Source organism: Pelagibacterium lentulum (genome assembly GCF_003992625.1).
Classification (GTDB): domain Bacteria; phylum Pseudomonadota; class Alphaproteobacteria; order Rhizobiales; family Devosiaceae; genus Pelagibacterium; species Pelagibacterium lentulum.
In genome coordinates, this window is sequence record NZ_RZMW01000040.1 from 1 (window position 1) to 21,144 (window position 21,144).

At 57.8% G+C, this 21,144-nt stretch carries 18 protein-coding genes; 10 read left to right on the top strand and 8 right to left on the bottom strand.

What is annotated here, in order from left to right:
• Nucleotides 1-455: 455 nt before the first annotated feature.
• Entirely contained in the window at nt 456-638 is a 183-nt protein-coding gene (locus EO133_RS12745; protein WP_127073039.1) for a hypothetical protein, read from the bottom strand.
• 72 nt (nt 639-710) lie between these two features.
• Between EO133_RS12745 and EO133_RS12750 the strand changes: the two genes are divergently transcribed.
• On the top strand, nt 711-2,309 hold the full coding sequence (locus tag EO133_RS12750) for an anti-phage dCTP deaminase (protein WP_127073040.1): 1,599 nt from the start codon (nt 711-713) through the stop codon (nt 2,307-2,309).
• Here the strand turns inward: EO133_RS12750 and polA are convergent.
• On the bottom strand, nt 2,306-5,200 hold the full coding sequence (polA, locus tag EO133_RS12755; protein ID WP_127073041.1) for a DNA polymerase I: 2,895 nt from the start codon (nt 5,198-5,200) through the stop codon (nt 2,306-2,308). The genes EO133_RS12750 and polA overlap by 4 nt on opposite strands.
• Before the next feature lie 228 nt (nt 5,201-5,428).
• On the opposite strand from polA, the gene EO133_RS12760 reads away from it, so the two are divergent.
• From EO133_RS12760 to EO133_RS12775, 4 genes are all read left to right on the top strand, one after another.
• The gene (locus EO133_RS12760) at nt 5,429-5,992 is read left to right on the top strand and encodes a hypothetical protein (RefSeq protein WP_127073042.1); all 564 of its coding nucleotides are present in this window, start codon (nt 5,429-5,431) and stop codon (nt 5,990-5,992) included.
• A 148-nt stretch (nt 5,993-6,140) separates the two neighbouring features.
• Nucleotides 6,141-6,983 (top strand): substrate-binding periplasmic protein, encoded by an 843-nt coding sequence (locus EO133_RS12765; RefSeq protein ID WP_127073043.1) that lies wholly within the window; start codon nt 6,141-6,143, stop codon nt 6,981-6,983.
• Complete coding sequence (locus tag EO133_RS12770) at nt 6,980-7,864, top strand: amino acid ABC transporter permease (protein WP_127073044.1); 885 nt, start codon at nt 6,980-6,982, stop codon at nt 7,862-7,864. The genes EO133_RS12765 and EO133_RS12770 overlap by 4 nt, the downstream gene beginning before the upstream one ends.
• The gene (locus EO133_RS12775) at nt 7,861-8,610 is read left to right on the top strand and encodes an amino acid ABC transporter ATP-binding protein (RefSeq protein WP_127073045.1); all 750 of its coding nucleotides are present in this window, start codon (nt 7,861-7,863) and stop codon (nt 8,608-8,610) included. The genes EO133_RS12770 and EO133_RS12775 overlap by 4 nt, the downstream gene beginning before the upstream one ends.
• Nucleotides 8,611-8,819: 209 nt before the next feature.
• On the opposite strand, the gene EO133_RS12780 is transcribed toward EO133_RS12775, so the two are convergent.
• The 6 genes from EO133_RS12780 to EO133_RS12805 form a co-directional block, all read right to left on the bottom strand.
• Entirely contained in the window at nt 8,820-10,058 is a 1,239-nt protein-coding gene (locus EO133_RS12780) for a Gfo/Idh/MocA family protein (protein WP_127073046.1), read from the bottom strand.
• 41 nt (nt 10,059-10,099) lie between these two features.
• Nucleotides 10,100-10,924, bottom strand: coding sequence for a sugar phosphate isomerase/epimerase family protein (locus EO133_RS12785; RefSeq protein WP_127073047.1), 825 nt, complete (start codon nt 10,922-10,924; stop codon nt 10,100-10,102).
• Nucleotides 10,925-10,950: 26 nt separating this feature from the next.
• Entirely contained in the window at nt 10,951-12,366 is a 1,416-nt protein-coding gene (locus EO133_RS12790; protein ID WP_127073202.1) for an enolase C-terminal domain-like protein, read from the bottom strand.
• 4 nt (nt 12,367-12,370) lie between these two features.
• Nucleotides 12,371-13,537: a dihydrodipicolinate synthase family protein gene (locus EO133_RS12795; protein WP_127073048.1), complete on the bottom strand. Its 1,167-nt coding sequence runs from the start codon at nt 13,535-13,537 to the stop codon at nt 12,371-12,373.
• A 3-nt stretch (nt 13,538-13,540) separates the two neighbouring features.
• On the bottom strand, nt 13,541-14,665 hold the full coding sequence (locus tag EO133_RS12800; RefSeq protein WP_127073049.1) for a Gfo/Idh/MocA family protein: 1,125 nt from the start codon (nt 14,663-14,665) through the stop codon (nt 13,541-13,543).
• A gap of 138 nt (nt 14,666-14,803) precedes the next feature.
• Nucleotides 14,804-15,505 (bottom strand): TetR/AcrR family transcriptional regulator, encoded by a 702-nt coding sequence (locus tag EO133_RS12805; RefSeq protein WP_371870908.1) that lies wholly within the window; start codon nt 15,503-15,505, stop codon nt 14,804-14,806.
• Nucleotides 15,506-15,710: 205 nt separating this feature from the next.
• On the opposite strand from EO133_RS12805, the gene EO133_RS12810 reads away from it, so the two are divergent.
• The 5 genes from EO133_RS12810 to EO133_RS12830 all read left to right on the top strand — a co-directional run bounded on the left by EO133_RS12810 (nt 15,711) and on the right by EO133_RS12830 (nt 21,140).
• Nucleotides 15,711-17,009 (top strand): ABC transporter substrate-binding protein, encoded by a 1,299-nt coding sequence (locus tag EO133_RS12810; protein WP_127073050.1) that lies wholly within the window; start codon nt 15,711-15,713, stop codon nt 17,007-17,009.
• 250 nt (nt 17,010-17,259) lie between these two features.
• On the top strand, nt 17,260-18,108 hold the full coding sequence (locus EO133_RS12815; protein ID WP_244640639.1) for a carbohydrate ABC transporter permease: 849 nt from the start codon (nt 17,260-17,262) through the stop codon (nt 18,106-18,108).
• A 121-nt stretch (nt 18,109-18,229) separates the two neighbouring features.
• Complete coding sequence (locus tag EO133_RS12820) at nt 18,230-19,006, top strand: carbohydrate ABC transporter permease (RefSeq protein ID WP_244640637.1); 777 nt, start codon at nt 18,230-18,232, stop codon at nt 19,004-19,006.
• Between the two features lie 20 nt (nt 19,007-19,026).
• On the top strand, nt 19,027-20,046 hold the full coding sequence (locus EO133_RS12825; RefSeq protein ID WP_127073053.1) for a Gfo/Idh/MocA family protein: 1,020 nt from the start codon (nt 19,027-19,029) through the stop codon (nt 20,044-20,046).
• 2 nt (nt 20,047-20,048) lie between these two features.
• Nucleotides 20,049-21,140 (top strand): Gfo/Idh/MocA family protein, encoded by a 1,092-nt coding sequence (locus EO133_RS12830; RefSeq protein WP_127073054.1) that lies wholly within the window; start codon nt 20,049-20,051, stop codon nt 21,138-21,140.
• Nucleotides 21,141-21,144 lie beyond the last annotated feature (4 nt).

Below are 21,144 nucleotides of genomic sequence, written 5' to 3' on the forward strand. Positions count from 1 at the left end.
AGTGCCCGGAGGCCAATGGGTTCCAGGCTCAAACCCAAGCTCCTCCCTTCTCCAATCCCGCCCTCACCGGAAGCTCGTATGCATCCTCGTCCTCGGTGCGGCCGTATGAGCAAGACTAAGCGTATCCCAAGGAGCGGGGATAAGTTTTTTCTGATTTTGCGTACGTCGTGCGTGACGCTCGGCCCCGTAACAAATTCATAGCCGTCACCCGGCATGAATTGGTTGGGTTCAGCTTGACACGTTTGTGCCGCACGGCAACTTTTGCAGCATTTGCTTTCTAAATTCCGCCAATGAATACGGGAATGGAGTTGGGGCGGAGAGATGTCGGTGCAAGAACCGAAAACGGAGCCAATGCCGCGCATCGCTATGCACAAGTGTGACTAACCTATTGTGACCACTATAGCCAGATCACCAAGGTCACCTGCCATTTAATGCTACGCTACACCCCGAAGCAATCAATAGCTTTCGCGCTGATCATTAGCATCGGGCTCTTTCCGATGGGGGTCAGCTATACCATCATTGCTTCCGGTAGGCTCGTAGCGCGAGAGTTCTTCAGCGGCAGTTGCATTCAACCAAGTTTGGTATTGCTCTTCGCTATCTCGTAGGAGCTGCTCCACATAGTGGTTAATTTCAGTCATGCTATGCCCTCCATTGATTCTACGATGATATCATCCGGTTAAGGTTAGGTTAAGATTCTGGGGGAGAATCCATTGCTAAAAATCATCGACTTTCCCGAGATTTTTGTCGGACTTGTAGCGCCAGTAGGTGTCGACCTTCAGCCCACAAAAAACGCATTGGTGGCAAGTTTCGAGGCCAAAGGATACCAGGCCGCGATCATAAAGGTTACCGAAGCATTTCCTTTTTTGAATAGCCACCTAAAAAGTGAAACCCATTTAGATAACTCGAATTATCATAGCCGAGTAGAAAGCTATATTCGCTTTGGGAATGAGGTGCGACGTCTCTTTAAAAAAGACGAAATTCTCGCGGCCTCTTCAGTTTTTTCCATCGTTCGTGCGCGCCGCCGACACATAAAGGAAGCACGACTCAAGGAACCAAGTGACATTTACGCGAAGCGTGTCTTTATCATCGATCAATTGAAACGGCCCGAAGAAGTGGATCTCCTCCGGCGAGTATATGGTGACTTGTTCCTGCAAGTTTCTGTTTATGCCCGCCGAGAAACAAGGGCAAAATATATCGCCCAGCAAGTGGAAAAGCAGCTAGCAACGCGAGATGGCCAAACGCCGGAGAGCATGGCTCTCGAGCTAATAGCTAAGGACGAAAACGAAGCATCGTCTGATCACGGGCAACGGGTTGCAAAAACATTTCATGGTGCGGACTTCATTGTAAATACCGAAGTAACCTCGGCGTCCGCCAAAGACCAAGTCGCACGGTTAGTTGAGATAGTGTTTGGAGCCAATGACATTTCTCCCACCAAGCAGGAGTATGGCATGAACACGGCAAAAACGGCGGCCTTGAGAACGTTAGATTTGTCACGACAAGTAGGTGCTGCGATATTCACACGTGCAGGCGAGATACTGTCCCTGGGATCAAATGAGGTTCCTAAAGCGGGAGGCGGCACATATTGGTGTGATGAGCCTGGCATCGACGCTCGGGAGTATACATGGGAAGGAGACACCAACGACGAATTGAAAAACACTGTTGCAAGGCAATTTTTTGAGATTGTTGCTAGCACTTTCGACGTGAGCGAAGAATTTGATACCTTTGTAAGGCGTAAAGAGGTCAAGGAAGCACGGCTACTTGATGCTCTGGAGTATGGCCGGATTGTACATGCCGAGATGTCGGCCCTAATGGATGCCGCTCGGACTGGCTCTTCGGTGAAAAATACAGTTCTCTACACGACCACATTTCCGTGCCACATGTGCGCAAAGCACATAGTTGCTTCAGGCGTTGGAAAGGTGGTTTATCTTGAGCCCTATCCCAAGAGCCTGGTGCCACTTCTGCATATAGACTCAGTTGAAATCGATGGTTCTGACCGTGGCAAGTATCGCAAGTATCCTAGCGTGAAATTTGAGCACTTCTTTGGAGTGACTCCAAGGCGGTATCGACCCTTTTTCGAGCGGGCAAAGCGCAAGGACGGAGCCAGTCGGTTTGTCAGATATATTGATGGCAAGGTAAGACCGATATTTACCATCTACCGACCATTCTACATCGAGTTGGAGCGCAACGTTATCGAAGTAGGCCTAGCTGAGCTAAACGCTCTCGCAAAAGAGGAAAACGGCACCTCTCCAAGACTGCTAGTGTCTCCTGCCAAAAGTGATTTGCCCGCCAGGAACGATCCCCACCCCTAATGCGCGTCGCCCCAGTGCTTGGCTGCTCTCGCATCCACATGGATCGGGACCGATAGTTTAACCGCCGGTTCGGCGGCAGCTTCCATGACCTTGCGGATGATGGGGATGGCGCTCTCGGCCTTGTCCTCGGGTGCCTCGAAGATCAGTTCGTCATGGACCTGCAGCAGCATATCGGCAGGCACGTTTTCACCCGTCAGCACTTTTTCCATGCGGATCATGGCGCGGCGGATGATGTCGGCGGCAGACCCCTGAATGGGTGCGTTGATCGAGGCGCGTTCGACAAAGGCCCGCTCGGACGGGTTCTTGGTATTGGCGTTTTCAAACGGAATTTTACGCCCAAAAATCGTCGAGACGTACCCTTGCGCTTTCACCAGGCGCTTTTGCTCTTCCATATAATCCTTGATGCCCGGAAAGCGCTCAAAATAGGTTTTTATGTATTCCCCTGCCTCGGAGCGCGGAATGCCAAGCTGGTTAGCCAGCCCGAAAGCGGAAATGCCATAGATGATGCCAAAATTGATCGCCTTGGCGCGGCGGCGTGTCATGGGGTCCATGCCCTCGATGGGTACGCCGAACATCTCAGACGCTGTCATGGCGTGAATGTCCAGGCCTTCCTCGAACGCATCCTTGAGCGCCTGGATGTCGGCGATATGGGCGAGCACCCGCAACTCGATCTGGGAATAATCCGCCGCGATCAACAGATTGCCATCCTCGGCGATAAAGGCGGTTCTGACCTTGCGGCCATCCTCGGTGCGGATGGGGATATTCTGCAAATTGGGGTCGGATGAAGACAGGCGCCCGGTCGCCACTGCCGCCTGATGATAGCTCGTATGCACGCGGCCGGTGCGCTGGTTGATATAGCCGGGCAGCGCATCGGTATAGGTGGATTTGAGCTTTGTGACCCCGCGCCATTCGAGCAGGACCTTTGCCAGTTCGTGCCCCTGCGCGGCCAGATCGTCGAGCACCGAGGCGCCGGTGGCCCAGGCCCCGGTCTTGGTTTTCTTGCCGCCTTCAAGCCCCATCTTGCCAAACAGGATATCGCCAAGCTGCTTGGGTGAACCGAGATTGAATTTTTCGCCTGCCAGTTCATGGGCTTGTTCTTCCAACGCGGCGGCGCGTTGGGCGAAATCGCCCGAAAGGCGCGAGAGGATCTGCCGGTCAACCGAAACCCCGCGCGCTTCCATACGGGCCAGAACGGGCGCCAAGGGGCGTTCGAGGGTTTCGTAAACGGTGGTGGCGCGATAGGCGGCGAGCCGGGGCTTTAACACATGCCAGAGCCGCAGGGTGATGTCGGCATCTTCAGCAGCGTATTTGGCTGCGGCGTCGATTTCGAGCTGATCGAAGGTCTTCTGCGCTTTTCCGGTGCCGGCAATGTCAGCGAACTTGATAGGCGTGTGGCCCAGATAGCGTTCGGCCAGCGCATCCATGCCGTTGTTGCGCGCGCCATCGAGCGCATAGCTCATAAGCATTGTGTCATCGATGGGCGAAAGCGTGATGCCATAACGCGCCAGGATACCCATGTCGTATTTGAGGTTCTGGCCGATTTTCAGGATCGCAGGGTCCTCGAAAACGGGTTTGAGGATGTCGAGCGCCGCGGCCATATCCATCTGGCCTTCGGCCCGGCCTGCGCCGAACATATCGCCTTCGCCGGTGATATGGCCCAAAGGCAGATAGGCACCCTCACCCGGCTCGGTGGACAGGCAGATGCCCACAAGATCGGCGGCCTGATTGTCGAGCCCGGTGGTTTCGGTATCGACGGCGACATGGCCCTTGTCGAGGATCTTTTGCGCCCAGCGTTTGAGCGTTTCACCATCACGGATGATTTCGTAACTTTCGTGCTCAACCGGCAGAGCGGCGATTTTGGCCAGGACCGCTTCGGCATGGGCTTGCGGGCCTTGCCCGATGTCAGACCCGGTCACATGGGCCGCAGCGTCATTGCCGGGGGCAGCGGCAACGCCCTTTTGCGCGGCAAGGCTGGGGTCGGGCTCGAAATCATCGGGGTTGATGTCGAGCAGCGTCGCAACGCGGCGGGTGATGGTGGTAAATTCCATCGCTTTCAAGAACGGGATCAGCGTTTTGGCTTCAATCGGCTGGCGCACCAGATCGTCCAGCGGCACTTCGACCGGCGTGTTGCAATCGAGTTCGACCAGCCGGCGCGAAATGCGGGCCATTTCCGCATTTTCGATGATGGTTTCGCGGCGCTTGTTCTGCTTGATTTCAGAAGCGTGCGCGAGCAGGGTTTCAAGATCGCCATATTCGTTGATGAGCAGCGCGGCGGTCTTGATCCCGATGCCGGGAATGCCGGGCACATTGTCGACCGCATCGCCGCACAGGGCCTGAACGTCCACCACCTTATCCGGGGTGACGCCGAATTTCTTGAACACCTCTTCGGGGCCCATCCAGCGCATGGGCGGCTGGCCAGGGCGGGAGATGGTATCGAGCATCTGGACGTGATCGTCATCGATCAGTTGCATCAGATCCTTGTCGGAGGAAACGATCGTGACCTTGCCGCCCCGGTCGCGCATCTGGCAGGCATAGGTGGCGATGATGTCGTCGGCCTCATAGCCTTCCTGCTCGATCGAGGGCAGGCAGAAGGCGCGGGTCGCATCGCGCGTTAAAGGAAACTGGGGCACGAGATCTTCAGGCGTTTCGGGGCGATGGGCCTTATACTGATCGTAAAGATCGTTGCGGAAGCTCTTGCCCGAATAATCGAAGATCACCGCGAAATGGGTTGGCTCATTGTCGCCCTTCATGTCTTCGGTGAGTTTGAACAGCATGTTGCAGAACCCGGCCACCGCACCGACCGGCAACCCGTCGGATTTGCGCGTCAAAGGCGGCAGCGCGTGATAGGCGCGGAAGATGAAGGATGAGCCATCGACAAGGACGAGGTGCATGGGGCGATTTCCTGCTATGCTCTTTGGTGGCAAAAGCACCTGATTTGGTTTTGGCGCACATTGGCGCGAATGGGTGCCGGGGGCAAGTGTCGCGCTGCGTCTTGTGGGGGTTGCCGCCGCCTGAAAGCAGCAATTTCGTAACCTATTGACGGTTAAAATTGGCACTATATGCCGACCTGCCGGGCAACATGGGATGCTCCACGCCGGTCACGCGAGGGGGATTTAACGATGTTGAACGCATGTGCAGGCATTCACATGGCTTCGGACCAGAACTGGATTGCCCGCAGCAGGGCCGTGGCTGAAAAGGCCGGGTTTGGCGAGAATTATCCATATCTTGGGGTTGACGATATTGCGCGGCGGGCGCGCAAGACGCCAGTGCAGTTTCTGTTTTGCCATTACGAACTCGAAGACTCGGTTCTGGCGCAGACCGTGACCGCGATTCGCAATCATGCAGAGCGCGATGTGCGCTTCATGCCTATTATCGTTTTCTCCAAGGAGTCGAGTACGACTTCGCTCAAGCACTTCCTTAAAATGGGCGTGGACGATATCTTGATTTTCCCGTGCGAATTGTCCTATTTCGCTGCCCGCCTCAGCCAGCAGATTTCGCGCAAGCTGGATTACTTCAGCGCTGGCGACTATTTCGGCCCCGACCGGCGGCGCCTGCTCGCCGATGAGCCGCGTGCCGACAATGGCGCGGGCGGACCCTATACCCAATATGCAATCCAGCGCGACCCAGCCCAGGGCGTGCGCATCCTGTCGCAAAGCCAGCACAACGCAAAGCTCTCGGCGTAACGCCCGACCATATGACAATAGAGTCAAAGTTTAGGCCTTGAGGGCCGGAATCCTCTTGCGGGAGTTTCCGGCCAAGGTCTATCTTGGCGCCCGTGCCTTCCGCCCGGAAGGCAGCTGAATCACAAAGGGCGTTGGAAGGGTTTGAGGGATGCATGTAAAATCCGATTTTGCGCGCGGTGTTGCAGGTGCGCTGGCATTTGCAATGGTCGCAGGCGCTGGTGCTGGCGTGGCATTTGCACAGGAAGGCACCGTTGACGATCCGCGGCTGCATACACCTGGCAAGCTGACGGTCGGCACGGGCGATCCGGTTTATCCGCCCTGGATGCTCAACAACGATCCGGCAAGCGGGGAAGGGTTTGAAAACGGCCTTGTCTATGCACTGGCCGCAGAAATGGGCTTTGCACCAGAGGATGTCGTCTGGGTTGGCCAGACCTTCGATCAGGCCATTGCGCCGGGTGCCAAGCCCTACGACTTTGCCATCCAGCAGATTTCCGTGACCGAGGCCCGGTCCGAAGTCGTAACCTTCAGCCAGGTTTATTACCAACCTGCAAAAGCAGTTGTCTCCCTGCCCGGCTCGGTCGTTGAAAACGCCACGAGCTTTGCCGAATTGCGGGAGGCCAATTGGGGCGTAACCATTGGCACCACCGATCTCGATTACCTCGAAAATATTCTCGATGTGGACGACGCCGCCGTTTATGACGATCAGGTCGGTGTATTCCAGGCTTTGCAGGCCGGTCAGATCGATGCGACCGTGGTTTCGGTGCCCACTGCACTCTATGTAACGGCGGTTCAGGTTCCTGATGCGCAGATTTCAGCACTCCTGCCCGCCGATGAAAACGATCTTGGGCATGGATTGTTGTTTGAATTCGGCAACCCTCTGGTCGAGTGGGTCGACGAAGCCCTGTCGGCCGTGATCGAACGCGGTGTCGTTGAAGATCTTGTGGCCGAGTACCTGATTGCGGACCCGGATCTGCCGGTTATTACTGAATGAGTGCTATGCCTGCCGCCCCCGAGGGCACTCCACCCGATGGGGCGGCGGCGCGCCGTCCCCTGCCCCCAAGACCGCGCAACGAATGGCGCGCGGCGGTTCGCCCGGCAATCATCAGCCTTGTCAGCATCGTTATTGTCTTTGGCGGGCTGGCGCTTTGGATCACATCGTCGGCGCAATGGCCCCGCGTCCAGCTTCAGTTTTTCAACCTCGATGCGATGATTGCCGCCTTCCCCCGCGTGTTGCAGGGGTTTTGGGTGTCCATGCGGATATGGCTGACCGCGCTGCTCTGCATCGGGCTGTGGGCGCTGGTGCTGGCCGTTGTGCGCTCCCTGCGTTCGCCATGGTTCACGCCGTTCCGGCTGATGGTGGTTGTCTATATCGACATTTTCCGCGGGATTCCGGTGCTGCTGCTGGTGCTCTTGTTCGGCTTTGGCATTCCCGCGCTCAACCTGCCCGGCCTGCCCAATAGCGGGTTGTTCTGGGGCTCGGTCGCGATGGTCCTGTCCTATTCGGCCTATGTTGCCGAAATCTATCGGTCGGGTATCGATGCAGTGCATGAGGGCCAATGGGCAGCGGCCAAATCGCTGGGTCTTTCGGAATGGCAGACCATGATTTACGCGGTTCTGCCACAGGCGTTGCGCAATGTGCTGCCGGCGCTGATGAACATTGTCGTCGCACTGCAAAAAGACGTGGCGCTGCTTTCGGTGATCGGGGTGCGTGACGCGGTGCGCGAGGCGCAAATCTATACCGCACAGACTTTCAATTATTCCTCGCTCGTTGTGGCGGCGGGCCTGTTCCTGCTGGCAACCATTCCTATGGCGCGACTGGCCGATTATGTGACGCGAAAAGACCGTGAGAGGCGGCTGCAGAGGGCCGGATGAGTATTCCCCGTATCGCAATCGATGGCGTAACCAAATATTACGGGCAAACGCTGGTGCTCGACGAAGTAAGCCTCGATGTGGCGCCGCACGAAGTCGTGTGCCTGATCGGAGCCTCGGGATCGGGCAAATCGACGCTTCTGCGCTGCATCAACCGGCTGGTGGATTTCGACCACGGAGAAATCCGGCTCGACGGCATATCCGTTGAGGACGCACAATTTGGCCATACCGGATTGCAGAAAAGGATCGGAATCGTCTTCCAGTCCTATAACCTTTTCCCGCATATGAGCGTGCTCGACAATATCACCCTGGCGCCGCGAAAGGTACATAAAATCGCCCGTGAGGCTGCCGAGGCTCGCGCGCGCGAATTGCTTGGGCTGTTCGGCATGGCCGAACATGCGCTGAGCTATCCCGAACAGCTTTCGGGCGGCCAGCAACAGCGGGTGGCGATCATGCGCTCGCTTGCGACGCGCCCCGAGGTGCTTTTGCTCGATGAGGTGACGGCAGCGCTCGATCCCGAGTTGATCGGGGAAGTGCTGCGCATCATCCGTCAGCTCAAGGACGAGGGCATGACCATGGTGATCGTGACCCACGAAATGGGTTTTGCCCGCGATGTGGCCGACAGCGTGTGCTTTCTCGAAGGCGGGCGCATTCTCGAACGGGGCGATCCCAAGACCATGTTCGCGGCGCCCCAGAATGAGCGGACCGAAAAGTTCCTGCAGCGGATTATTGAGGCAGGGCGGTTATAGGGGCGTGTGTGGTACGGCGCTACCCTTCTCCCCTTGAGGGAGAAGGTGGATTGGACCGTCAGGTCCAAGACGGATCAGGGGTTTCTTTGCAGGTTTACATTTGACCCCTCACCCGGCGCATTCGCGCCACCCTCTCCCTCAAGGGGAGCGGGGGAGCAAGGGGCTCTCGATTGGCATGTGCCCGACAAGTGAGCGCACTTAAGTGTAACCTACCGCAAATTCTTCGGCGCTATATCGGCAATTCTGATCGACTTGCCCTCGCGGGCGCTTTTGAGCGCAGCAATGCCGGTCAAAACGCTCATGGCGCCAGCGCGGGAGCCGGCCCGCTGGGCCAGTGGATCTTCACGGCCCTTGAAAAGCGTATCGCGCATGATGTTGTCGCCGCCGAAATGCCCGCCGGGCGCATGGGGCACTTCGATCCGCTGGACCCCGCCGCCAAAACTTTTGACCAGCAAGATTTCGTCATGGTCCGGCGTATCCCAGGGCTGCTTTTCATACTGGCGGATTTCGATGCGGCCCTTGGTGCCGTTGAACGCAAGATGGTGGCCCTCAATCGGCATATAGGTGTTGAGCGAATAGGAAACCAAAGCGCCCGAATTGTATTTGATGGTGGCGCTCATGGTGTCGGGAATATCGATTTCCGGCCGGAAGACGCAACCATCGCGCACATAGCCATCGACCTCGGAAGGGTCCTCATAAAGCGTGTCGAGAAAGTCGTCTGCCGCGAGGTCAAGATAGAAGTCGCACTTGTCCGAATGCGGGCAACCCTTGCAGCGGGCCGAACGGAACGGGCCAGCCGGGCCATAGACGCGCTGCTCGCCAAAGGCTTTCACTTCCACCGGATCGGCACCCAGATACCAGTTCAAGAGATCGAAATGGTGGGTCGCCTTGTGGACGAAAAGCGAGCCGGAATGTTCAGTGAAGGCGTGCCAGCGCCGGAAGTAATCGGCGCCGTGGCTGGTATCGAGATACCAGTGAAAATCGACCGATGTAACCGTGCCGATTTCCCCTGCATCGATCAGCGACTTGATCTTGTGGGCCGTGGGCGCAAACCGGTAATTGAACGAGACATCCACCCTTTTACCGGTGCGCTGCTCGGCATCGAGGATGCGGGCCAGCTTTTCGACCGTTGTGGTCATGGGCTTTTCGGAAATGACGTTACAGCCCGCTTCGAGCGCAGCAACGATAATGTCGTCATGATTGTCGTCGCGGGTGCAGACGATCACGGTGTCGGGCTTGTGCTCGGTTAAAAGCGCGCCAAAGTCGTCATAGATCGGCGCGTTGGACTTTATCATGGTGCGGGCGCGCTCGGCCCGCATCGTGTTGGTATCGCAAATGGCAATGAGGTCCACCGCATCGGCCCAGCCCGCGAGCAATTCACTGCCCCACATCGTCGTGCCACGGTTGCCGGTGCCCACAAGGGCATAAGTGAGGCGGTCTTCGCTCATTTGAAATTCTCCAGGAGTGTGAGGCTGGAAGCGTTACGTTCCTAACAGACAGTTTTGAAACGTGTCATACAAGTTTGCAAGACCTCATCGCCAGGTTTTTTCCACCAATTGTCCTGGGAGAAGATTTCAACCTCTTGCGGGCCATGGAAACCGGCCGCTTCGATCATCGCCCGAATGCCGGGAAGGTCGATGACGCCGTCGCCCATCATGCCACGATCGAGCAGCAGGTCTTTTGTCGGCACGAGCCAATCGCAGATATGGTGTGCATAAATGGCACCCATCTGTCCCGCGCGGGCGATTTGTTCGGCAAGTTGAGGGTCCCACCAGACATGATAGACGTCGATGGCAACGCCCACACCCTGCCCCAGTTCCACGCAAATATCGAGGGCATGCGAAAGCGTATTCACGCAGACCCGGTCGGCTGCATACATCGGGTGCAATGGTTCGATGGCGAGCTTCATGTTGTTTTCGCGCGCATAGGGCAGGATGGCGGCGATGCCGTCTGTCACCTGTTTGCGAGCATCCACGATGTCCTTGGATGATCCCGGCAACCCGCCCACCACCAGCACGAGGCAATCGGCATTGAGCGCGACCGCTTCATCGATGGCGCGCTTGTTGTCATCGATATTGGTCTGGCGACCCGCTTCATCGGCGGCGGGGAACATACCGCCCCGGCACAGCCCGGTGACGCGGAGCTTGTTGGTTTCAACGATGCGGGCGGCTTCCTTGAGCCCGATGGCCTCGACCTGATCGCGCCAGGGCGCAATGGCGGTGATGTCATGGCGCAGGCAACCGTCCACCGCTTCGGCAAAGCCCCAGGACCCGCGCGTGGTTGCCAGATTGATCGAGAGCTGGCCTTTGCTCATTGTTTTTTCCTCCCCGATTGTATTTGTCATTGTAGTGGCGTCATGGCGCCGGTATCGGGCAGGACAGATGCGCCCAGCCCCTTGGCATCTGCTATGGTGCCCAGCGAAACGAAACCCTTTTCGATTTTGAGCCGGGCGCGACCGAGCCGCTCCTCGTAAAGATCGCCATGGGCTGTGAGATAGGCCGATTGCTCGCTATCGGGCGCTCCGGCCATGCCATCGACGAAATGGTGGCCGTTGCGCTCGATATGGGTGGCGCCGATCAGGCTGGCGAGGATCAGATCCTGCTGGATGCCCAGCCCGGCCTGGGTGGTGAGATCTTCGGCGGACATGAAAAAGGGCGCGCCGTCCGTTTCGGCGTTCCATTTGGCGACGCGGGCGGCATTGAGCAATGCGCGGTAAAAGCCCTTGCACGATTTCGATGAAATTCCCGTATAGCCAAGCCGCTTTGCCGTGGCGAAAGCCGATATATCGGCGTCGGACTCATCGATTTCCACCGGCAGCGCACGGGCGAGCTGGTTGACGGGTGCAGACAGGGCCTGCGCGCGAGCGATTGGTTGTTCGATAAAGATCACGCGCGACATGAACCGCTTGAGCCGGGGTTCGGCTTTCAGGAGTTCGAGCAATTCCAGCACATGCAATTCGTTGGCATATTGCTCGTTGCCATCGAGGGTGAGCTTATAATCAGGCACCATGCGATCGAGCACGGCGGCAATGGCGAGCATACGGGCGCAATCGGCCTCTGGGTCGCCCGCCAGCTTGAGCTTGAACCATGTATGGCCGTAGGCGGCGATCACCTCTTCAAGGCTTTCGGGCAGGCCATCATTGAGCCGGTTGGCGACCGAATTGGCGCAAAGCGCATCGCCCAGCCCGACCGTATGCCGAACGGCGATGGTGGGCGCTACGGTTAGCGAGGCGAAAAAGCCATCGAGATCGAAGCCGGAGAGATCGGGCGCGGTGCGCGCATCGATCCCCAGCGCATTGGATTGCACCAGCGCCGAGGCAGGCCGGTCCATCAACTTGCCAAGTGCGTCGATTACGGCGCGATCCACAAGGGCAAGCCCAAAGGATGCAGCCAGCCCACCGATATTTTCTGCCGCACAGCGGCGGTGCTGTTCGGGCTCGATGCTGGCTGAAAGCCCGAAAGGCGTATCGGGTTCGGCATTGGCTGCAAGCTCCATGGCGATATGGAGCGAGCGGCGCAACTGGTCGATCGTATCGTCCGGGGTGAGATCGGGGTTCTTGTCGAACCATTTGGGCATCATCATTTCCGCGGCCCAGCCGGTCGCGTGATGACCTTCTATCGTTTCGATCTCGACCGAAATGAAAGCCTGCGCGGTGCGTGAGACTTCCGCCACCCCAAACCGGAAGGGAAAGCGAAAGGCGACGGCGCGCTCATACCCGCGCGCCGCAACGATACGCAGCCTTGGTGCCACCGACATGGGTTTAGCCGATGCCATGCAGCGCCATGGTCTGGGCCATGCGCTTTGCAGCAAGGTCGGGATCGATCAGCGCACGTGCATCGTCGGCCAGTCGGAACAGTTCCGCCAGATGCTGGGCCGAGCGGGTGGATTGCTGGCCGCCGATCATGGTGAAATGGTCCTGCAACCCATTGAGATAGGCAAGGAACACAACGCCGGTCTTATAGAACCGGGTGGGCGCCTTGAAGATGTGACGCGACAGCGGAACGGTCGGTTCGAGCAGATCGAAGAACTCGTTATCGGCACCGCGTCCGAGCGCATCGAGCGCCGTGGAAGCGACGGGCGCGATGGCATCGAAAATGCCCAAAAGCGCGTCCGAATACCCGCTATCGTCACCGGCGATCAGTTCGGCATAGTTGAAATCGTCGCCGGTATACATACGCACGGAATCTGGCAAACGCCGCCGCATGGCGATTTCCTTTTCCTTGGACAGAAGGGAAATCTTGATGCCATCGACCTTGTCGGCATGGGCCGCGATCACATCGAGCGCAACATCCATTGCCGCCATGTGGTCGGTCTCGCCCCAATAGCCTTCAAGCGCGGGATCGAACATTTCGCCCAGCCAATGGATGATGACGGGCTGCTTAACCTGACTGAGGATGCGGGCATAGACGTTCTTGTAATCGTCGGGACTTTTGGCCGCTGCGGCAAGCGCACGGGAGGCCATCAGGATGATCTGGCCGTCATGGGCTTCGATCGCTTCGATCTGACTTTCATAAGCTGCGATGATCTGATCGATAGTGACGTCGGGTCCGGGCGCCAGATGGTCGGTCCCTGCCCCGCAGGCAATCAATGCGCCCGAGCGGGTTTTGGCTTCGGCGAGCGAACGCTGGATCAGTTCCAGCGCCTCGGGCCAACCTAGCCCCATGCCGCGCTGCGCGGTATCCATGGATTCGGCAACGCCAAAGCCAAGGTCCCAAAGGTGATGACGGAAAGCCAGCGTCTTGTCCCAATCGATGGCCGGATCAACCCACGGATCGTTTTCAGCCAAAGGATCGGCGACCACATGGGCCGCCGCATAGGCTATGCGATTGAAATTGGAGGCATCGCGCTTTTGCATGGGCAAGGGCGCGTTTTTCACCTTGTAGGGAGTGACCGACCGATCGGGATTGGGAAGAAGAAGTTCAGCCATCGCTTAAAACTCCAGCGCCGGCACGTCGAGCCAGCGGCGTTCTTGCCAGCTCTTCAATCCCAGTTCGGCAAGCTGTACGCCGCGCGCACCCGCTTCAAGCCCGAATTCCCAAGGCGCGTCTTCGGCGACATGGCGCAGGAACTGTTCCCACTGAACCTTGAAACCATTGTCGGCAGGCCAGTTGTCCGGCACTTCTTCCCAATCGTCAAAGAAATCCATGGTCTGGGGCTGATCGGGGTTCCAGACCGGCTTGGGTGTATTGACGCGATGCTGGGTCCAGCATTTGTGCAGACCGGCAACCGCCGATCCATGCGTGCCATCGACCTGGAACGTTACAAGATCGTCGCGGCGCACGCGCACCGCCCAGCTTGAATTGACCTGCGCGATGATGCCGCCTTCAAGCTCAAAAGTGGCATAGGCCGCATCGTCGGCATCGGCCTTGTAGGTCTTGCCCTGCTCGTCAACGCGGGACGGGATATGGGTTGCGCCAAGGCAGGAAACCGATTTGACCGGCGCAAAGGTGTGGTCGAGCACATAACGCCAATGGCACAACATATCGATGATAATGCCGCCACCGTCGTTTTTGCGGTAGTTCCAAGAGGGACGCTGGGCCTGCTGCCAATCGCCTTCAAAAACCCAATAGCCGAACTCGCCGCGCACCGACAAAATCTGACCGAAAAAACCCGAATCGCGCAGCATTTTCAGTTTCATCAGACCGGGCAGGAACAGCTTGTCCTGCACAACGCCATGCTTGAGGCCCGAGGCGCGTGCTTTCTTGGCAATGTCGATGGCGACCGAAAGATCGTCCGAAGTCGGCTTTTCGCAGTAGATATGCTTACCGGCAGCCAGAGCCTTTTCAAGCAATCCGGCGCGGATTTTGGTCGCGCCAGCATCGAAGAAAATCTCGTCTTCCTTATTGGCGAGTGCGGCATCGAGATCGTCCGAATAGCGGGAAACGCCATGCTTTTCCGCGACAGCCTTAACCCGGTCGAGATTGCGACCAACCAGAATCGGATCGACAACAAGCGTGTCGCCATTTGCAAGCGCGATGCCGCCCTGATCGCGGATCGCCAGAATGGATCGGACCAGATGCTGGTTATACCCCATCCGCCCGGTGATTCCGTGCATGATTATTCCAAGACGCTTCTGGGCCACGACCCGTCCTCCCACCTGTGTGTTTTTGTAACTATCCAGTTACTTACTAAAGGTCGCAATGGCCGTCAAGAGCCCATTGTGACCAATCCAAGTCGCCGGAGAGATTTCAGGTCAGGCTTTTACTGAAGCGAGAATTGTCGCAACGATATGGCTTTCCCACTGCTCCAGCCGCGCCTTGTCCTCAAGATCGCGGTCGAAAATCGCCGAGAGCGTGTGGCGGTTCGAGAGATAGAAATATCCCAATGCCGCGATAGAAATATAGACGTTGATCGGATCGATCCCTGCGCGGAAAATACCCTGCCGCGCACCTTCTTCGAGCACCGATTTCAGCTCCGTCACGAAATTTGAGTGCATTTCGAGAATGGGGCGCGAGCCTTTGAGATGGGACGCGCGGTGCAGATTTTCGGTATTGAGCAGACTGATAAATTCGGGATGATCCAGGAAATAGCGCCAGGTGAAACGGGACAGTTCACTCAACGCCTCGACAGGCGACTTGTGGGCAATATCGAGATCTTTTTCCGCCGTTCGAATGGCCCGATAAGCCTGTTCGAGCACCGCAACATAGAGCCCCTCCTTGTCGCCGAAATAGTGATAAAGCATGCGCTTGTTGGTGCCTGCGCGTTCGGCAATGGCATCGACACGAGCGCCGCCGATCCCCTTTTCGGCAAATTCGACGGTAGCGGCATCGAGAATGGCGGCCTGAGTGCGCAAGGGATCGCGCAAGGCTGGCGTAGCTCGGCGTGTGCGCCTAGCCTGCCCTGCCGTTTCGTTTTCAATCGTCACTTGCGCCTGCCCTACCCGCTTAGTGCCCAAATTCCAGTCTCCCGAACCTGCTCATCCTCAATGCACCGGCGCGCGATAACGCTACTTGTCTGACAAATGCTGAACACCACTTGACAGCATCTTATGTCTCGGACAATGTAGTAACCAACTGGTTATTTACCGGTCCGCCGACCAGACCTTTACGACATCGCGCACGTAATGTGCAAACGGCCGGTATTTTTTGGGAGGAAAATACATGACTTTCAGACTGAACCGACGCAAATTGCTTGCTGGAAGCGCTGCAGCACTTGGGGCTTCGGCCTTCGCCATGGGGCCAGGCCGCGCTTTCGCGCAGGAACAACGCTTGCGCCTCATGTGGTGGGGTTCACAGCCGCGCGCTGACCGCACCTTTGCCGTTACCGACCTGTTCATGGAACATAATCCCGACATCGTGATCGACGGGGAATCGATTGGCTGGGACGATTACTGGCCGCGGCTCGCTACCCAGGTTGCCGGACGCAACGCGCCCGACATCATCCAGATGGATTACCGCTATATCTTTGAATATGCCCGTCGCGGCGCGCTCGCAGCGCTAGACGATTTCATACCCGATACGCTCGATGTTTCCGATTTTGACGAGGCAACGGTTCAGGGCGGCGCGGTCGACGGTTCGATCTACGGCATTTCGCTTGGCGCCAACTCATCAGCCATGATGGTCAATGCCGCCGCGTTTGAAGAATTGGGCATCGACCTGCCGACAAACGATCTGACATTTGACGATCTGCGCCGGATCGGCGAGGAGATCACCGCCAATTCGGGACGCTCGAATTTCCACGGACTTTCGGATAGTTCCGGCGTTGAACCCTTCTTTGAAAACTTCGTCCGTCAGCGTGGAAAAGCACTTTATACCGAAGACGGTGAGCTTGCCTTCGATGCTTCCGATGCCGAAGAATGGTTCTCTCTCTGGGCTGAAATGCGGGAATCGGGAGCCTGTGTCCCGGCCGAAATTCAGGCCCTCGACCAGCGCCAGATTGAAACCGGCATGGTCTCACTCGGACACGCTGCGGTTTCCTCCGCGCACTCTAACCAGCTTGTTGGCTACCAGTCACTGAATGAAGATCCGATCACGATGCATGCCTATCCCCGCATCGCGGCCGGGGTTGGCGGCGGTCACTATCGCAAGCCCTCTATGTTCTTCTCGGTTTCGGCCCAGAGCCAGAACCCCGAACTGGCTGCAGCCTATATCAACTTCTTCGTCAGCAATCCCGATGCTGCATCGATCCTCGATGTGGAACGCGGCGTGCCGGAATCGGCAGCGGTTCGCGAGGCACTTGCACCCCAGCTTGACGACAACGGACGTGCCGCAGTTGAATTCATCAGCGAGCTTGGCGATCTGGCCGGCGCATTGCCGCCCCCGCCGCCGCTCGGTGCCGGTGAAATCGACGTCACGCTCGTGCGAGTTAGCCAGGAAGTTGCCTTCGGGCAGCACACGCCGCAATCGGGCGCGGAGGCCTTCGTGGCCGAGGCGGAATCGATACTGGCGCGCGACGCCTGATCGCAAGTACAGGTTCGGCAGCCGCCCAAGAGGGGGCTGCCGTACCTTACAGACGCGACATCTTTTTGCAGCCCTTGCGCCGGCGTTGCCGAAACGCGTCCATGCGTCGCGAGGGGTTTAAATTGACATCTTGCAAGCGAGCCAAAGGCCCATGTCGACACTAGCCTCTCCCGGCACAGCAAAAGCCACAACCGCGCCGAAAAGCGCTGGTCCGCTCAAGCGCTTCTGGCGCAATAACGGGGCAGGCTATATGTTCCTTCTGCCCTGGTTCATCGGGTTTTTCGGGCTTACGGCAGGCCCGGCGCTTGTCTCGCTCTATCTCTCATTTACAAATTTCGATCTCCTGACCGATCCGCGCTGGATCGGTGCGGCCAATTATGTACGCATCGCCACGGCAGACGCCAAATTTGCCGCCTCGATGCGGGTTACATTCACCTACGTTCTGCTTTCGGTGCCGCTCAAGCTGGCTTTTGCGCTGCTGGTTGCGGTTGCGCTCAATCGCGGGATGCGCGGACTGCCTTGGTATCGCGCCATTTTCTACCTTCCGTCACTGCTGGGAACCTCGGTTGCGATCGCCGTCCTGTGGCGCCAGCTTTTTGCCTCCAACGGGTTGGTCAATTCGTTCCTGGCCAATTTCGGAATCGATGGGCCAAGCTGGATTTCAAACCCCGGCACCTCGCTCTATACGCTGGTGATCCTGGCGGTCTGGCAGTTCGGTTCGCCCATGATCATTTTCCTTGCCGGGCTGCGGCAAATCCCGCAGGACATGTATGAAGCCGCCTCGCTCGATGGCGCATCGAAATGGCGCCAGTTCTGGAAGATCACCCTGCCGCTTCTCACACCGGTGGTGTTTTTCAACGCGGTGGTTCAGACCATCGATGCCTTCAAGGCCTTTACCCCGGCCTTCATCATTTCCGGCGGCACGGGCGGGCCGATCAATTCGACCCTGTTCTATACGCTTTATCTCTATCAGGAGGCGTTCGGCTTTTTCCGCATGGGCTATGCGTCGGCGCTGGCCTGGATCCTTTTGGTAATCATTGCGCTGTTTACCGCCTTCTCGTTCCTCTCCGCTCGTTACTGGGTGCATTACGATGACTGATACCGCTGCAAAAGCCGTCCTCGACGATGACAGAGGCACCGAGGTTGTCGGGCTCGACGATAAGCGCAAGCCCTGGGCTTCTGCACTCATCCATGCCCTGTTGATCGGCGCCTCGATCCTGATGCTCTATCCGCTGTTGTGGATGCTCTCGGCCTCGTTCCGCCCCAGCCAGGAAATCTTCAATTCCACCTCGCTGATCCCCTCGGAAGTTTCAGTTGACGCCTATCCGCGCGGCTGGTTCGGGCTGCGCGTAAGTTTCGGCGTCTTTTTCTGGAATTCGCTTGTCATTGCCCTGCTCTCGGTGATCGGCAATGTCATGGCCTGCTCGCTGGCGGCCTTTGCCTTTGCCCGGCTCCAGTTCAGGGGGCGTAATTTCTGGTTCGCGATCATGCTGGGCACGCTGATGCTGCCCTATCACGTGACGCTCATTCCACAATATGTGCTGTTTTTGAACCTTGGCTGGGTCAACACCATCCTGCCGCTCGTGGTGCCCAAATTCCTCGCCGCTGATGCGTTCTTCATCTTTTTGATGGTGCAGTTTTTCCGCGGCATCCCCAAGGAGCTGGACGAAGCGGCGATGATGGACGGGTGCAGTCCATGGCGCATCTACTGGAAAATCATGCTGCCGCTTTCCATGCCGGTACTGGCAACCGCGGCGATCTTCACCTTCCTTTGGACCTGGGACGATTTCTTCGGGCCGCTGATCTATCTCAACGATATGCGGACCTTTACCGTCCAGCTCGGCCTGCGCTCGTTCGTTGACAGCCAGGGCGGCCAATCGGATTGGGCAGGGCTGTTTGCCATGTCGATCCTGTCGCTGGTCCCGATCTTCTTCTTCTTCCTGTTCTTCCAGCGGCTGCTCATTCAAGGCATCGCGACGACAGGCATGAAACGGTAATCTGGAGTATAAAAAGAGCCATGTCGCAATTGCGTTTCTCGGCGGTCGGCATCAATCACGGCCACATCTACGGGCAGGTCGATGCCCTCATCCGGGCCGGAAGCGAGCTTGTCAGCTTTCACGCGCCCGAAGACGATCTGGCCAAGGCCTTTGCGGAAAAATACCCGCAGGCCGAGCGGATCGCCGACCCCAGGGCAATCTATGAAGACGCCACTATCGGGCTGGTGGCCAGCGCCGCCATTCCCGGCGATCGCGCGGCCATCGCAATTGCGGCGATGGAACATGGCAAGGACGTTCTGATCGACAAACCCGGCATGACCAGCCTTGAGCAGCTTGAAAAGGTTCGGGCCGTACAGGCGAAAACGGGCCGCATCTTTTCGGTGCTTTATTCCGAGCATTTCGAGAACCGCGCCACGGTCAAGGCGGGCCAATTGGTGCATGCAGGCGCCATCGGCAAGGTGGTCAATACGGCCGGGTTCGGGCCGCACAGGATCAACAAGCCCAGCAGGCCCGACTGGTTTTTCGTCAAGAACCGCTATGGCGGTATCCTGACCGATATTGCCTCCCACCAGGTCGAGCAGTTCCTGTTTTTCACCGATAGCCTGGACGCCGAGATTGCGGCGGCAAGCATTGCCAATCACGCCAACGGCGAGACGCCCGGCCTTGAGGATTTCGGCGATATATATCTGCGCACGGGCAAAGCAACCGGCTATATACGGGTGGACTGGTACACACCCGAGACACTGCCGACCTGGGGCGACGGACGCCTGACGATCCTTGGCACCGAAGGCTATATCGAAATCCGCAAGAATATCGATATTGCCGGGCGAGAGGGCACCGATCACCTTTTCCTTGTCAACAAGGACGGCGTGCAGCATTTCGATTGCAGCAAGGACGATTTGCCCTTTGGCCGCCAATTGCTCGCCGATATCGAAAATCGCACCGAAACGGCCATGCCGCAGGCCCGCTGTTTCAAGGCCATGGAAATCGCGCTCAAGGCGCAGGCACTGGCCGATAAAGCCTATTACAAGGACATCTGAAGATGAGCCGGATATATAATGTCGCAATCGTGGGCTGCGGGATCGGCCGATCCCATGTCACCGAGGGCTATCTCAACAGCACCGACCGGTTCAAGGTGATCGCGGTCTGCGATCTCAATACCGAACGGCTCGATGAGTTCGCGACCGAATTCGGGATCGAACGCAAGACGACCGACTTCAACGATCTTCTCGCGATGGCTGACCTCGACATTATCGATATCTGCACCCCGCCGGGCGTGCATTACAGCCAGATCATGGCGGCGCTGAAAGCAGACAAGCACGTGGTTTGCGAAAAGCCGCTGGTCGGCTCTCTCAAAGAAATCGATGAGGTCATGGCGGCGGAAAAGACGTCCAAGGGCCGCTTGATGCCGATCTTTCAATATCGCTATGGCGATGGGGTACAGAAAGCCAAAAAGATCATCGAGGCGGGACTTGCGGGCAAGCCCTTTGCGGGCACCGCCGAGACCTTCTGGAACCGCGGGCCGGATTATTACGCGGTGCCCTGGCGGGGCAAATGGCATACAGAACTTGGCGGCGTGCTGATGGCCCACGCGATCCATATCCATGACATGATCTGCTATCTCATGGGTCCGCCCAAATCGCTGTTTGGCCGTGTGGCCACGCGGGTCAACGCTATTGAGGTTGAAGACTGCGTGAGCGCCTCGGTGCTGCTCGAAAGCGGCGCGCTTGCCTCGTTTACGGCGACGCTGGGCGCTGCCGAAGAAATCTCGCGCATCCATATGGCGTTTGAGAATGTGACCTTCGAGAGCAGCCACGCCCCCTATTCGCTGGGTAACGATCCCTGGCGGATCGTGCCGCGCAATCCCGAAACGGGCAAGAAGATCGACGCCTTGCTTGCCGATTGGCAGCCGGTCCCGCCGCGCTTTGCCGGACAGATCCGAGCGCTTTACGATGCGCTGGAAACGGGTGGCCCTTTGCCGGTCTCGACCACCGATGCGCGCGCCGGGCTGGAACTGGTGGCAGCATTTTATCATTCGGCGCGCACGGCCACCGATGTCAATTTCCCGCTTGGCCCCGATCATCCAACCTATGAAAGCTGGATTCCCGAACACTACCGCGCGCAAGCGGGTTGAGGAG

Excerpts from the sequence above, each read along its gene's own strand:
- EO133_RS12745 (WP_127073039.1), bottom strand. The coding sequence starts at position 638 with ATGACTGAAATTAACCACTATGTGGAGCAGCTCCTACGAGATAGCGAA.
- polA (WP_127073041.1), bottom strand. The coding sequence starts at position 5,200 with ATGCACCTCGTCCTTGTCGATGGCTCATCCTTCATCTTCCGCGCCTAT.
- EO133_RS12760 (WP_127073042.1), top strand. The coding sequence starts at position 5,429 with ATGTTGAACGCATGTGCAGGCATTCACATGGCTTCGGACCAGAACTGG.
- EO133_RS12765 (WP_127073043.1), top strand. The coding sequence starts at position 6,141 with ATGCATGTAAAATCCGATTTTGCGCGCGGTGTTGCAGGTGCGCTGGCA.
- EO133_RS12770 (WP_127073044.1), top strand. The coding sequence starts at position 6,980 with ATGAGTGCTATGCCTGCCGCCCCCGAGGGCACTCCACCCGATGGGGCG.
- EO133_RS12775 (WP_127073045.1), top strand. The coding sequence starts at position 7,861 with ATGAGTATTCCCCGTATCGCAATCGATGGCGTAACCAAATATTACGGG.
- EO133_RS12780 (WP_127073046.1), bottom strand. The coding sequence starts at position 10,058 with ATGAGCGAAGACCGCCTCACTTATGCCCTTGTGGGCACCGGCAACCGT.
- EO133_RS12785 (WP_127073047.1), bottom strand. The coding sequence starts at position 10,924 with ATGAGCAAAGGCCAGCTCTCGATCAATCTGGCAACCACGCGCGGGTCC.
- EO133_RS12790 (WP_127073202.1), bottom strand. The coding sequence starts at position 12,366 with ATGTCGGTGGCACCAAGGCTGCGTATCGTTGCGGCGCGCGGGTATGAG.
- EO133_RS12795 (WP_127073048.1), bottom strand. The coding sequence starts at position 13,537 with ATGGCTGAACTTCTTCTTCCCAATCCCGATCGGTCGGTCACTCCCTAC.
- EO133_RS12800 (WP_127073049.1), bottom strand. The coding sequence starts at position 14,665 with ATGCACGGAATCACCGGGCGGATGGGGTATAACCAGCATCTGGTCCGA.
- EO133_RS12810 (WP_127073050.1), top strand. The coding sequence starts at position 15,711 with ATGACTTTCAGACTGAACCGACGCAAATTGCTTGCTGGAAGCGCTGCA.
- EO133_RS12815 (WP_244640639.1), top strand. The coding sequence starts at position 17,260 with ATGTTCCTTCTGCCCTGGTTCATCGGGTTTTTCGGGCTTACGGCAGGC.
- EO133_RS12820 (WP_244640637.1), top strand. The coding sequence starts at position 18,230 with ATGCTCTATCCGCTGTTGTGGATGCTCTCGGCCTCGTTCCGCCCCAGC.
- EO133_RS12825 (WP_127073053.1), top strand. The coding sequence starts at position 19,027 with ATGTCGCAATTGCGTTTCTCGGCGGTCGGCATCAATCACGGCCACATC.
- EO133_RS12830 (WP_127073054.1), top strand. The coding sequence starts at position 20,049 with ATGAGCCGGATATATAATGTCGCAATCGTGGGCTGCGGGATCGGCCGA.